Genomic DNA, 12,715 nt, shown 5'->3' on the forward strand with positions numbered 1-12,715 from the left:
CCTCATCGACCGTTGGGATAGCAAGAACGATACTTCAGTCCTTTTCCCGATCATCATCCAGAAGCGCAGCGGGTTTCACGTCGAGCGCTTCGGCCACATGCCAGAGCGTGATGATGGTCACGTTCTGCTGGCCGCGCTCCATCGCGCTTATATGTGCGCGATCGACGCCCATCCTGTCGGCTAAAGCAGCTTGGCTAAGGCCGGCTTTTTCCCGAAAAAACTGTAGGTTCGCACCAAATACTTCCCGAATATCCATCCGCCAGTAAAATGCGGATCGCGTATTTTAATGCGACGTACTATAATACGCGGAACTGGGGCAGACCCGCCAGCCCTGTCGCAGCTGGATCTGGAAATTTCAACCGACCGACGCTTGCGTCAAACATGGTTTCCGGTTCATTAATAAGAGCGCCAGACCCGTAAGGACTCCGATGCCCGCCAGCCAGCTCATGATCGCCGACACACCGCCGAACGACGCGGCCGTGACCGTCTATGACCGTGACCATTTGAAGCTCTACATGCGTCTTCTGGACGCCAATGACGCTGGCGCAACGCTCGAAGAAGTCGCCTCGACTCTCCTGGGTATCGACGCTACACAGGAACCGGAACGCGCCCGTCAGGTTCACGACAGCCATCTGTCCCGCGCACGATGGATGACTGAACAGGGCTACCGCGACCTTTTAAGGAGCGGGCTTCCAACCGCTTAGACCGCGCGCCGATGCACGAAGTGCATCACGCGATGCCTGCAACCATACTATGCAACCACAGATTTGCATTGAAACATCCCAAGCAACTGACGCCGTTCAAATTTTCGGCGCGTTGTTGGGAGGAAGTCGCGATGTCCAGCGATTGGCGCGATGACGACGAGTACGATCATTTTGATGATCTCGGAATCTCGGGACTCGCCTGGGAATGCCTTCGGCGAAACGCCGACTATCGCAAAGAATACGATCTGATGAGGGAGGGAAGCGGCGCCCCTGCCGACTGGGGGTTGCGATTTCCCAGCGGATCCCAAACTCAACGCACTCAGCGCTCCTGTCTTCTGGCTGCCTTCCGCAGCCCCTGCTGCGGTCCACCTGATCGCCTCTCTTCCCAACCTCGGATTGGGCAGCGCCATTCTCCCCGAGGCCGTCACGGACAGCAGAACCGGCGCCGATGGATTGTCATGGGTTCGGCTGCATATTGGCGACATTCTTGTCGGCGATACGATCAGAGATCAGCCAATTGGCATCCTGCTGCCGCTTGATGGCGACTGGCCCGTGCGGCTTGGCGCCGCTGACAGACTTTATCATCAACTAATCAGCCGACACGCTGATCCACCGCTCACGCCACAACGGCGAGAACGCTTGAAACGCGCTCTGCGCACCATAGATGGTCGACAAAGCGGGGCAACCTATCGCGCCGTCGCTACGGCCTTCTACGGCGCCAAGCGCGTCGCCGCCGAACCGTGGAAAACAAGTTCACTCAAAGCGCAAATTGCAAGACTTGCCGCCTACGGTCGCATGATGATCGATCACGGATACAAGCAGCTTCTTCGGGGCAGGAACCGTTGAATTCGCCACCCGGACCCACGCCACTGTGCCATTTGAGCAGTTTCCGTTATGTTCGTCGAATGACGCAGCCATCGCAGCCACTTACCCCCAACCTTCCCAAGATTATGGGACGCACGCGTCGATTGCCTTCGCAGCAAAGAGCCGTGTTCGACCAGATTTTTCACAGTGGCGGTGGTTATGTCCTCGATTTCTCCGACCGAACCATGGCCGAGTGGTTTGAGGAGAATTTCGATATCCAGATTTTCCAACAGCGCTTCCAAGTCGAAGGCGCCAGCAAAGGCAAGACACTCCGAGGCTTCGTCGAGGTCGCCGAACCGCGTCTCGTCGCCCAAATTCTCCGCGTCTTGTGGACGTATCGCTGCGGTCTTGACGGATATCTGGAGCCCGATCCTGCCACGGAAGAACGCCTGAAAGCATGGCTTGAACAGTTCACGAACGAGTTGGAAAACGCGTCTGCGCTGAACCTCGACGACGCGTTCAAAGATTTCTCGCGCGACACCACGCTTCCCAAACTGCGTGCGTCCATCGCCGCCGATCTCGTCGCGGAGAAACCGGATGTCGCGTTGGACCGTGTGCATACCTATTGCGTCAAACGCTTCCGCGATCTGCTCGCCTCACGCAATCAGGCCGTCGATGCAAAGACCCCGCTCGACGCCATATTCGGCGCATACGGCAAGGCGTTGCGTGATGAAGGCGCCGTCAGTGAGTTCGCGCTGCCAACGCTGCGCGTCCAGCACAAACTGTTCGACGGTCTAAACCAGGCGCGCAACAAGCGCTCTTTCGCCCATGACAATGAGCTCCTCGACGTCTCGGAAGCGCAATTCATCATCGACAGCGTCCTCGCATCGCTGGCGTTTATCGAACGCATAGAAGCTTCGCGACAGACACCGGCCGAGGATTCGGACGACGAAATCCCGTTCTGATCGAGCCCGTCTAAGCACCGACATCCCGGATCATTCGGGGGTGACGTTTTCGCCATCCGCTGATCGTCATCCCTCCCGGCGCGCATCTTACGCTTTTCTCGTCTCCGACAGTCCCGCGCTTCCCGCAGCGGGATGGCCTAACCGGAGACGCGACCCATGCCCGATCCCAATGCCGGACTTCCCCCACGCTACTTAAGAACGCCCGAAGCGGCCCGTTTTCTCGGCCTTTCGGGGAGAACGCTCGAAAAACATCGCACCTACGGCACGGGACCGCGCTACTCGAAAATCGGCGGGCGTGTCGTCTACGCGATCGAGGATCTGCAAGCCTGGGTTAGCCGGGGAGAGAAGAACTCGACCTCGGATGACACCGGCGACGAAGTTCTGCCCGCCAAGCGGCATGCAGCGCTCTCACCCGCCTATGCACGGAAAGCCCGCTCATGAGCGGCGGCGCCACCGTCGAGCTCGTCTGGATCGAGAAGCAGATCGAGCACTGGATTCGCTTCGGCCGGATCGTGCGGACAACGATCCAGAGCCGCAGTCGCAGCACCGTCGCTTTCGACCCCGGCGCCGTCTTCGCCTTCGTCCGCTGGCAGGCAAATGATTTCAGTACGGCGGAAAGCCGGATCGACATCCTGCGCGCGCCGCGAACTGGTGAACCCTATGCGACCGTGCCGCAGGTGACGCCCGGCGGCGAAAGTCTGCTGCGCCAGTCCGGCTGGCCCAAGGTCGAGCGGGTTCTTCAGTTCGCCGATGTGATCGAAGCGCTCGGCATCGACCCGGCTGACGCCGCGCCGGACTATTGGCGCCACGTTCACAACAGGCTGTCTGCAGGCTTGGAGCCGCGCGGCTACACACCCGCTCAGCATCGCGCCTGGCTTCTGCGCCAAGCCTGTCCGCCCGATCCACTGTCATTGCACGCCGCGTCGGCGGGGAGCGCGTCATGACCCGCTTCGGCTACGTCATGACGACCTATTTCTCGGTGCTCGCGATCGGCGGACTGGCCTTCGTTCATGTGAGCCCCAAGCTGATCTGGAACGCATCCGCGAGTGCGCCGATCGGACTCTACGCCGTCGCATCGGACAACGATCTTGTCGTCGGCGATCTGGTCGTTGTCGATCCTCCGAAATCACTTGCGATCTATCTCGACGAACGCGGCTACTTGCCCGAAAGCGTGCCGCTCCTCAAGCACATCGCGGCGCTTCCCGGACAGCGTGTCTGCCGCGATGGCGCCGCTGTCACTGTCGACGACATCACCCTGGCGCAGGCGCAACCAAGCGACCGCTTCGGACGCGATCTGCCCGTATGGCAGGGATGCCATATCGTCGCCGAGACAGAACTCTTCCTCCTGAATCCCAGTCATCCCGACAGTCTCGACGGTCGCTATTTCGGCGCACTCCCGGCCGACGCCGTGATCGGACGCGCCGTTCCGATCCTCACCGATGAAGACGGCGACGGCCGCTATGTCTGGCGCGCCGATCACGACGCCGACGCTCCAGAAAATTCTTCCGACCGCAAATGAAAGGAACTTCCCCATGGCTCAGATCGGTCAATTCACCTGCACGGAATCTGGCTTCACCGGACGCCTTCACACGCTCATTCTCTACCGAGAACTCACGCTCGTCCCGGCAACATCGTCGGACAGCGAAAACGCGCCCGACTATCGCATCCATCACGGCGATGAAGACGGACCGGAGATCGGCGCCGGTTGGAAACGCACCGGCGAGAAGGCTGGCGAATACATCTCTTTGCAGATCGACGACCCGACCTTTGCATTTCCGATCCGCGCCAATCTCTTCAAATCCGACGCCGAGGACGGACACTGGGCGCTCTATTGGAACCGCTCCGCAAAGCGTTCCGAGAAGCGTGATGAGCGCGGCTAGACCGTCTCGGCGCTGCGCGACGATGGCGAAGTTCCTCCTCTGCGGTCTGCTCTCCGGCGTGGTTGTCTCTCACGCCGTATCAGCAGAAACCGCGTCCGCCAGGACGGAACAAGGCGGCAGTCTCTATGCTGCCTATATCGCCGAAGCTGCGCAGCGATTCGGCGTCCCGGCGCATTGGATCCTCGCTGTCATGCGCAGGGAAAGCGCCGGCGACGTGCGCGCCGTAAGCGAAAAAGGCGCGATAGGGCTGATGCAGATCATGCCCGATACCTGGGATGAGCTGCGCGCGCGTTACGGTCTGGGGCGCGATCCGTTCGATCCTCGCGACAACATTCTCGCGGGCGCCGCTTATCTCCGTGAACTGCATGACCGGTTCGGATCGCCGGGCTTCCTCGCCGCCTACAATGCGGGACCGACACGCTATGCCGAGCATCTAACTACAGGCCAACCGTTGCCACGAGAAACCCGCGATTATGTTGCGGCGCTCGCGCCGCTCATCGGCGCATCAGTTGCAGCGGCACTGCATGAACAGAGTGTGCTTCTGACCGTGGACTGGCGCGCGGCGCCGCTCTTCACCGCGCATACTGATCGGCAGACGGCTGCTGACGAAACGCATCCAGGCAGCGGCGCCGATGCTTATTTTCCGCATACAACCGGGGTTTCGGACAGCCTATTCCCGCCACATGGAACTGGGGATCAGCGATGATCCCCCTTTTCGCATTCCCGCGCAGTCCGTCGCGCGATGGCGTGCTTCCGGGAGGAAGGACGGGGACGGACGGCGCAACAACAACGGGAGGGCGAGATAAAAGGCGCGGCACGGATGCGCGCTATGTCATTGTTGTTGTTGGGCATTTCGCCCGCTGCGGTCATGGGCGCAGTGCCGCAGATCGGCTCAACCCACTGTTTTTACGCGGGTTTCACCGTGCCGCGCGCTTTCAAGCGGGCGCTTTGTCATGAGCGACCGCGATAATGACATGCGCATCCGGCCCGGCCGCATCCGCAACAAGGGGACAAGCGTCCGCAGGGCTCAAACCTTTGTCGGCCAGGTCATGGGCGCCGCCCGCAAGGCCGGACACACCGGATACAAGCTGAACGGTTCGAAAGGACGTCGTCGCAGATCGCAATTCGGCCGAGGCCGCTTCCCCGGCGCAGCGCGCGGACTGTCACGCACCCAGCGGCGCGTCGTCATCAAGGCGCGCGTTGTCCGTCATCGAGGCGCACGCTTCCGGTCCGCCCCGCTCGCCAAACACATTGCCTATCTCAAGCGTGAAGGCGTGGCCCGTGACGGTCGCGACGCGGGCATGTTCAACGCCGAAGCAGACAGCGTCGATGATCGCGCCTTCGCCGAACGCTGCGAAGAGGATCGGCATCATTTCCGCTTCATCGTCTCGCCCGAAGATGCCGACCGCCTTGAAGACCTGCGCGCCTACACGCGCGACCTGATGCGTCAGGCCGAGCATGATCTCGGCACGAAGCTCGACTGGATCGGCGTCGATCATTGGAACACCGACAATCCGCACATCCATGTTCTCGTGCGCGGCCGCGCCGACGACGGCAAGGACCTCGTCATCGCCCGCGACTATATCAGCCGAGGATTCCGCAGCCGCGCCGAGCAATTGGTCGAACTGGAGCTCGGGCCGCGCACCGAGCAAGAGATCGCATCCGGACTTCAAGCGGAGGTGAAAGCCGAACGCTGGACGGGTCTTGACCGCGCGCTACAGGGGCTCGCCGATGACGGCGCCGGGGTTGCTGATCTGCGTCCCGGCTCACCGGAACCGCGCGATCCGGAATTGCGCAAACTTCTTATTGGTCGCGCCCAGACGCTGGAACGGCTCGGCCTCGCCGACAGGCTCGCCCCGGCGGTTTGGTCCCTGAAACCGGGCACACAGGAAACGCTGCGCGATCTCGCCGAGCGTGGCGACATCATCAAGACCATGCACCGCGCCATGGCGAGCGGACCTGATCGCGCGCAAGCGGACTTCGCGATCGAGGACACACCGGCCGCCCCAGTACTTGGACGGCTTGTCGAGCGCGGTCTGCATGACGAGTTGCGCGGCGAGGCCTATGCCGTGATCGACGCGGTGGACGGCCGGGTCCACCATCTGCGCTTCAGCGATCTCGACGCCACGGGCGACACGCCCGAAGGCGGGATCGTCGAGACACGGGTCTGGCGCTCGGACGATGGCGGTCGTCAGCGCATGGCCCTCGTCGGGCGTTCCGACCTCAACCTCGAAACCCAGATCGGCGCGAACGGCGCGACCTGGCTCGACCGGCTACAACTCGCCAAAACCCAAGCGCCGCTCAGCATGGGCGGCTTCGGCGCCGAAGTTCGCGACGCGCTCGACCGGCGCGCCGATCATCTGGTCGACGAAGGGCTCGCATCCAGAAATGGCCGGCGCGTCACCTTCGCCCGCGATCTCCTGAAGACATTGCGCGAACGGGAGCTCGACGCAGCGGCGGCCGCTATCGAAGCCGAGACAGGCTTGCCTCGCAGAAATTCTGCAGAAGGCGATCGCATCTCGGGAACCTATCGCCAGCGGCTCGATCTCGCCTCAGGCCGTTTCGCCATGGTCGATAACGGCCTCGGCTTCGAACTCGTCCCGTGGAAACCCCAGCTCGAACGTCACCTCAGCCAAACCGTGACGGGAACGATGACGCCCGGCGGCGGGATCGACTGGAGCCTTGGCCGCAAGCGCGGGCTCGGCATCTGAGCATTGCCCCGGAAGGAAAAGACATGCCGATCAAGACACAGCCAACACAGGACACCAAGATCCTCTGGGGCCAGATCGTCATCGTCTCGCTTGTCGTAGTCGGTTTCATCTGGGCTGCGACACAGTGGACTGCATGGCGGCTCGGCTTTCAGCCTCAACTCGGCGCGCCGGTGACGGACATTCTTGGATGGCCGGTCTATCCGCCCTGGAGCTTCTTCGTCTGGTGGTATTTCTACGATGCTTATGCACCACGTGTGTTCGTCGAAGGCGCGGTCATCGCGGGCAGCGGCGGGATCGCCGCGATCGGTGTCGCGATTTTCCTCTCCGTCCTCCGGGCTCGCGAGGCGCGCGACGTCACCACCTATGGCTCGGCCCGATGGGCGGAGAGAAGAGACGTTGAATCGTCCGGGCTGTTTGCCGCGGACGGCGTCGTGCTTGGCCGCTTCGAGAACCACTACCTCAGGCACGACGGCCCGGAGCATGTGCTCTGCTTCGCCCCAACCCGCAGCGGCAAGGGCGTCGGCCTCGTCGTCCCTAGTCTTCTGACCTGGCCGGGCTCGGCGATCGTGCATGACATCAAGGGCGAGAACTGGCAGCTCACGGCCGGATGGCGGGCGCGGTTCACCCGCACCATCCTGTTCGATCCGACCAATCCAAACAGCGCGGCTTACAATCCGCTGCTCGAAGTCCGGCGCGGCGACAGCGAAGTACGTGACGTCCAGAACGTCGCCGACATCCTGGTGGACCCCGAAGGCCTGCTCGAACGCCGGAACCATTGGGAGAAGACCAGCCATTCGCTACTTGTCGGCGCGATCCTTCACGTCCTCTATGCAGAGGCCGACAAGACGCTCGCCGGCGTCGCCGCCTTCCTCTCCGATCCTGGCCGGCCGATCGAGGCGACGCTCGCGGCAATGATGCGCACGCCGCATCTGGGGGACCGGCCGCACCCTGTCGTGGCGCAGGCGGCGCGCGAACTCCTCAACAAGTCGGAGAACGAACGCTCAGGCGTCCTGTCCACGGCGATGAGCTTTCTCGGCCTCTATCGCGATCCCGTCGTCGCCAGGGTCACCAGCCGTTGCGACTGGCGGATCAAGGATCTCGTCTCCGGCGCGCGGCCGACCACGCTCTATCTCGTCGTGCCGCCCTCCGACATCAGCCGCACCAAGCCGTTGGTCCGGCTTGTGCTGAACCAGATCGGACGCAGACTGACCGAAGAACTGAACACCGACAGTAAGCGCCACCGCCTCTTGCTGATGCTCGACGAGTTTCCGGCGCTCGGGCGTCTCGATTTCTTCGAGAGCCAGCTCGCCTTCATGGCCGGGTATGGGATCAAGGCATTCCTCATCGCCCAGTCCCTCAATCAGATCGAGAAGGCCTACGGTCAGAACAACGCCATCCTCGACAACTGTCATGTGCGGGTGAGCTTCGCGACGAATGACGAACGCACCGCCAAGCGCGTGTCCGACGCCCTCGGCACGGCGACCGAGATGCGGGCGATGAAAAACTATGCCGGACACAGATTGTCACCCTGGCTCGGCCATCTCATGGTCTCCCGGCAGGAGACCGCGCGACCTTTGCTGACGCCCGGCGAGATCATGCAATTGCCGCCGGACGATGAAATCGTGCTCGTCTCCGGCGCGCCGCCGGTCCGGGGGAAGAAGGCGCGCTACTACGCCGACCCCCAGCTCAAGACACGCATCCTGTCGCCGCCGGACCTGATTGCTGAAGCAACCACACCGAATCAAGTGACGATGGATGATTGGAGCGGCCGGGCGCCGATCGCCGCGCCCAAGCCCCGGAAGAAGACGTCCGTCGATGCGGGCGAAGACGCAGACGGGGGTATCCGCCGCGAGCCTGAACTGCCCGAACATGAAGACATCGCACCGGAGCCGGCGCTATCGGCACGGGAAGAGTTCGCAGGGCTCGACGACGAACCCGATGACGATGCGCAGCGCGCACGCCAGATGCAAGGTCGGTTCCGAAGTATCGCGCGTCAGGCCTCGCTCGATCCCGATGACGGCATTGAGATCTGAGGTCCGCCATGAAGAAAGATCGACTGAATGTGTATTTCGATCCAGCGTTGTCGCCGGAGCTCGACGCTTTGGCGGCGCGTCGCAAAGTCTCCAAGTCCCAGATCGTTGAGGCGGCGCTCGCCTCCTATCTCTCGCCGGATGCCGCCGATCAGCGCGAGGCTGCGATCACGCGGCGCCTCGACCGGCTGACACGCGCCGTCGAACGCCTAGAGCGGGATGTGACCATCGGCAACGAGGCGCTGGCTCTATTCGTCCGGTTCTGGCTCACAACCACGCCGCCGCTACCAGATACGATGCATGAGGCGGCGCAGGCGAAAGGTCGGGAGCGGTACGAGGGGTTTGTTGAGACGCTCGGTCGACGCTTAGCTAAGGGGAGCACCTTTGCGAGGGAAGTGTCGGAGGACATCGCTGGCATCCGTCCTGAGCGACGATAGCTTGAACACTCCCAGTCGATGCCGCATCCTTCGCGAATGTCGGTCTGGGGGCACATGATACGAGAAACCCTACATTCTGGCTTCACGCTTTTCGATCGTCCGTTCATGCATCAAATCAAAGATGCATCCTTGCTGAACTTGCCATATGCCCTCATAGGTAGATATTGCGATTTCCCCACTAGCCGTATGGCAGAAGGCCAAGATCATAAAATCGCCGCCAACATCTCCCTTCAGGCTCTGGCCTTTCATTCGAACACGCGCCTCCGCCCGAGCGACTGTTGTCTGAGACACTGAAAGGATCTCAAACTCAACGAGCTTCATATGCTCCGCATCTGCGCGCATACGCCCCGCGAGATGACCGTGCTTCTGCCGTGTGATATTGACGGCTCGCATCGCCATGAGGCCGAAGTTCCTAGTTTGCCAACCAGTGAGGAACTCGTGAAACGCGAACGGTGGCTCATGTTCAGCCAAGTCTCCAGCGAACGGTCCCTCCCAATTTCGAGGCACGAACGCCTCGATAGCCGCCTTGTCGGACCGGTTCTTCTGCAACGATGAGGAGATGTCGCCCCAGTTTGTGGATCGTCGTTCTTCGTCTTTGGTCAGCCGAGCCTCCTCGTCTCGTTTGTCTGCCGCCCAGTCCACCAGCGCGATCATCAACATCCATGCCTTTCCGCAAACCGCACGGTTCGCATAGCCTAACGAACGGCCGTGAAGAATGCCGTGCCGGAGCGGCAAGGAAAGCGCATCGTCGCTCGATTTGCGAACCCCTTTCGTAATCCGCGCAATTGCTGCGGGAAGCGAAGATGGGTGAGCCACCATCGAGTCGAAAAGGCTTAGGTCTGCGTTCTTCTCGAACGGCGAGGTCCCCAATACGTCGGACGCAAAACCGTCGGACGCAATCAGGACCAGCGGAACCGCGGACCAGTAGCGGCCTTCCTCAGTCAGTGCGAGTGCTTCGCGTAGCTGATGCCACCGGCCGTGGACATCGCTGAACGATTTGCTCCGCGTGATGGCGAAGAGGTTGATGGTCTCCGGATCAAGTATCCAGTCGAGTATTACCTTTTCCCCCGCATCCGTATCGCCCTCTTCATGCTTCTTCAAAGCAGTACGCATTGCGTCCACCGACATCGATGCCGTCGCAATCCAACCGCGTTCCACAAATACTGCGTTGAAGCGGTCGGGAAGAGAGAGAATGTCGGACTGGAGAAGAAGCTGATCCGCACTGTCCATGATTTTTCGCGCCTTTTCTCCACCAAGGCCCGTTCTGAGGGCTAGGTTCGCTAATCCCCGAACCGCTCGCACGGCGGGCAATACAGTTGAAAGCTCCCGCGCGGACGGGAGATCAATAATTCGTTCGTCTTTCTTCGTCATCTCAGCCGCCCTGCGTGTTTCGACATCGACATTTTCATATAGAAGAATAAGCGGACGCCAAATTGGCAACAACCGCCGACAGATTCTTCTGAAAAACTGTCATCATTCAAACCTGCAACCTACGCGCTTTCCTGCCTTCGCGCGCACTCGTACTACTACGCCTTCTAAGTTGTTGCCGCTGAGCCTTTAACGGTCTTCTTGATCGACCCCGTAATCAAACGCGGGGCCGCCAGTGACCGTCCACACATTCAAATCCGAAGCGCTCGCCCGTGGCGCGCGCATGCTCAGAACCGCTCTGGGGGCCGACGTCGCCGCATGGCTCGAAGACCCTGCCGTTGTCGAGGTGATGCTCAATCCGGACGGACGTCTTTGGGTGGACCGGCTGAGCGAAGGCCTCGCCGACACGGGCGTAGAGCTCTCCGCCGCTGACGGTGAGCGCATCGTCCGTTTGGTCGCACATCATGTCGGCGCGGAGGTCCATGCAAGATCCCCGCGCGTGTCCGCGGAGCTGCCGAGAACGGGGGAGCGGTTCGAGGGGCTGTTGCCGCCGGTCGTCGCCGCGCCTGTCTTCGCGATCCGCAAGCCGGCCGTCGCCGTCTTCACGCTTGAAGACTATGTCCGCGCCGGGATCATGCCGGACGATGCCGCGGCGGCATTGTGCGACGCCATCACATCCCGCGCCAACATCCTTGTCGCTGGCGGTACCTCGACCGGCAAGACCACGCTCACCAATGCATTGCTGGCGGAAGTCGCCAGGTCCTCCGACCGCGTCGTTCTGATCGAGGATACACGCGAGCTCCAATGCCTGACGCCTAACCTTGTCGCTCTGCGGACCAAGGATGGCGTCGCGTCGCTTTCCGATCTCGTTCGCTCCTCGCTGCGCCTGCGGCCTGACCGCATTCCCATCGGCGAGGTGCGCGGCGCCGAGGCGCTCGATCTCCTCAAAGCCTGGGGCACTGGCCATCCCGGCGGCATCGGCACCATCCATGCCGGCTCGGCCGTCGGCGCGCTGCGCCGCCTCGAACAGCTCATCCAGGAAGCCGTCGTCACCGTGCCCCGCGCGATGATCGCAGAGACGATCGACTTGATCGCCGTCCTCTCGGGACGCGGATCGGCGCGCAGGCTTTCCGAGCTCGCCCGCGTCGAGGGCCTCGATGCGACCGGGGACTACCAGATTCAACCGCTTCTTCACCCCCACACAGGAGACCATCCATGACCAAAACCACAATTCTCTATCCACGCTGGCCGCTCTACGCGACGGCGCTTGCGTTCAGCCTTCTGGTCGTCGCACCCGCCCATGCGGCGGGATCGGGCATGCCCTGGGAGGCGCCGCTTCAGTCAATCCTGGAATCCATAGAAGGGCCGGTCGCCAAGATCGTCGCGGTGATCATCATTATCATCACGGGACTGACCCTCGCCTTCGGCGACTCATCCGGCGGCTTTCGCCGCCTCGTGCAGATCGTCTTCGGCCTCTCCATCGCCTTCGCGGCGTCGAGCTTCTTCCTGACCTTTTTCTCCTTCGGCGGCGGAGCGCTGATCTGATGCGGGAGCTGGCCGATATTCCGGGCTTTTACGCGCCCGTCCACCGCGCTCTGATCGAGCCGATCCTGCTCGGCGGTGCACCGCGCACGATCGCTATCGCCAACGGCACGCTCGCAGCGGCCGTCGGACTTGGCCTCAGGCTCTGGGCAGTCGGGATCGCACTTTGGCTTGTCGGCCATTTCCTCGCGGTCTGGGCCGCAAAACGCGACCCCCAGATCGTCGATGTTGCGCGCCGGCATCTTCGTTTCCCAACCTGGTTCGGAGTCTGAGC

Annotated in this window: 16 protein-coding genes and 1 pseudogene; 15 read left to right on the plus strand and 2 right to left on the minus strand. The window is 62.0% G+C overall.

The features are described from left to right. Positions 1-34 precede the first annotated feature (34 nt). The gene (locus CLV41_RS01860; RefSeq protein ID WP_103220573.1) at positions 35-256 is read right to left on the minus strand and encodes a helix-turn-helix domain-containing protein; all 222 of its coding nucleotides are present in this window, start codon (positions 254-256) and stop codon (positions 35-37) included. Positions 257-428: 172 nt separating this feature from the next. Between CLV41_RS01860 and CLV41_RS01865 the strand changes: the two genes are divergently transcribed. From CLV41_RS01865 to CLV41_RS01915, 12 genes and pseudogenes are all read left to right on the plus strand, one after another. Continuing rightward, positions 429-704 (plus strand): DNA -binding domain-containing protein, encoded by a 276-nt coding sequence (locus CLV41_RS01865; RefSeq protein ID WP_103220574.1) that lies wholly within the window; start codon positions 429-431, stop codon positions 702-704. A 131-nt stretch (positions 705-835) separates the two neighbouring features. Beyond that, positions 836-988, plus strand: a pseudogene (locus CLV41_RS28370) (transcriptional regulator domain-containing protein); the annotation flags it as partial. Between the two features lie 112 nt (positions 989-1,100). Continuing rightward, positions 1,101-1,550: a DUF2285 domain-containing protein gene (locus CLV41_RS01870; RefSeq protein WP_170107089.1), complete on the plus strand. Its 450-nt coding sequence runs from the start codon at positions 1,101-1,103 to the stop codon at positions 1,548-1,550. Positions 1,551-1,693: 143 nt separating this feature from the next. Further along, positions 1,694-2,473 (plus strand): abortive infection family protein, encoded by a 780-nt coding sequence (locus CLV41_RS01875; protein WP_103220576.1) that lies wholly within the window; start codon positions 1,694-1,696, stop codon positions 2,471-2,473. Positions 2,474-2,629: 156 nt separating this feature from the next. Continuing rightward, positions 2,630-2,914, plus strand: a complete 285-nt coding sequence (locus tag CLV41_RS01880; RefSeq protein ID WP_103220577.1) for a helix-turn-helix transcriptional regulator — start codon at positions 2,630-2,632, stop codon at positions 2,912-2,914. Continuing rightward, positions 2,911-3,417, plus strand: a complete 507-nt coding sequence (locus CLV41_RS01885; RefSeq protein ID WP_103220578.1) for a DUF2840 domain-containing protein — start codon at positions 2,911-2,913, stop codon at positions 3,415-3,417. Before CLV41_RS01880 ends, CLV41_RS01885 begins: the two co-directional genes overlap by 4 nt. After that, positions 3,414-3,992 (plus strand): S26 family signal peptidase, encoded by a 579-nt coding sequence (locus tag CLV41_RS01890; protein WP_103220579.1) that lies wholly within the window; start codon positions 3,414-3,416, stop codon positions 3,990-3,992. The genes CLV41_RS01885 and CLV41_RS01890 overlap by 4 nt, the downstream gene beginning before the upstream one ends. Positions 3,993-4,005: 13 nt before the next feature. Then, entirely contained in the window at positions 4,006-4,353 is a 348-nt protein-coding gene (locus CLV41_RS01895; RefSeq protein ID WP_103220580.1) for a DUF736 domain-containing protein, read from the plus strand. Positions 4,354-4,375: 22 nt separating this feature from the next. Continuing rightward, positions 4,376-5,059, plus strand: a complete 684-nt coding sequence (locus tag CLV41_RS01900) for a lytic transglycosylase domain-containing protein (RefSeq protein WP_103220581.1) — start codon at positions 4,376-4,378, stop codon at positions 5,057-5,059. Positions 5,060-5,306: 247 nt separating this feature from the next. Beyond that, the gene (locus tag CLV41_RS01905; protein ID WP_103220582.1) at positions 5,307-7,064 is read left to right on the plus strand and encodes a relaxase/mobilization nuclease domain-containing protein; all 1,758 of its coding nucleotides are present in this window, start codon (positions 5,307-5,309) and stop codon (positions 7,062-7,064) included. 23 nt (positions 7,065-7,087) lie between these two features. Continuing rightward, entirely contained in the window at positions 7,088-9,097 is a 2,010-nt protein-coding gene (locus CLV41_RS01910) for a conjugal transfer protein TraG (protein ID WP_103220583.1), read from the plus strand. 8 nt (positions 9,098-9,105) lie between these two features. Continuing rightward, a complete protein-coding gene (locus tag CLV41_RS01915) occupies positions 9,106-9,531 on the plus strand; it encodes a ribbon-helix-helix domain-containing protein (RefSeq protein WP_103220584.1) in 426 nt (141 codons plus the stop codon). Between the two features lie 69 nt (positions 9,532-9,600). On the opposite strand, the gene CLV41_RS01920 is transcribed toward CLV41_RS01915, so the two are convergent. Next, positions 9,601-10,902: a hypothetical protein gene (locus CLV41_RS01920; RefSeq protein ID WP_103220585.1), complete on the minus strand. Its 1,302-nt coding sequence runs from the start codon at positions 10,900-10,902 to the stop codon at positions 9,601-9,603. A gap of 280 nt (positions 10,903-11,182) precedes the next feature. Between CLV41_RS01920 and trbB the strand changes: the two genes are divergently transcribed. The 3 genes from trbB to CLV41_RS01935 are packed head-to-tail and all read left to right on the plus strand — an operon-like array spanning position 11,183 to position 12,713. Then, the gene (gene trbB, locus CLV41_RS01925) at positions 11,183-12,118 is read left to right on the plus strand and encodes a P-type conjugative transfer ATPase TrbB (protein WP_208987317.1); all 936 of its coding nucleotides are present in this window, start codon (positions 11,183-11,185) and stop codon (positions 12,116-12,118) included. Next, positions 12,115-12,444: a TrbC/VirB2 family protein gene (locus tag CLV41_RS01930; protein ID WP_103220587.1), complete on the plus strand. Its 330-nt coding sequence runs from the start codon at positions 12,115-12,117 to the stop codon at positions 12,442-12,444. The genes trbB and CLV41_RS01930 overlap by 4 nt, the downstream gene beginning before the upstream one ends. Further along, the gene (locus tag CLV41_RS01935; RefSeq protein ID WP_103220588.1) at positions 12,444-12,713 is read left to right on the plus strand and encodes a VirB3 family type IV secretion system protein; all 270 of its coding nucleotides are present in this window, start codon (positions 12,444-12,446) and stop codon (positions 12,711-12,713) included. The genes CLV41_RS01930 and CLV41_RS01935 overlap by 1 nt, the downstream gene beginning before the upstream one ends. The last annotated feature ends 2 nt before the right edge of the window (positions 12,714-12,715 follow it).

Source organism: Roseibium marinum (assembly GCF_002906165.1).
GTDB lineage: Bacteria > Pseudomonadota > Alphaproteobacteria > Rhizobiales > Stappiaceae > Roseibium > Roseibium marinum.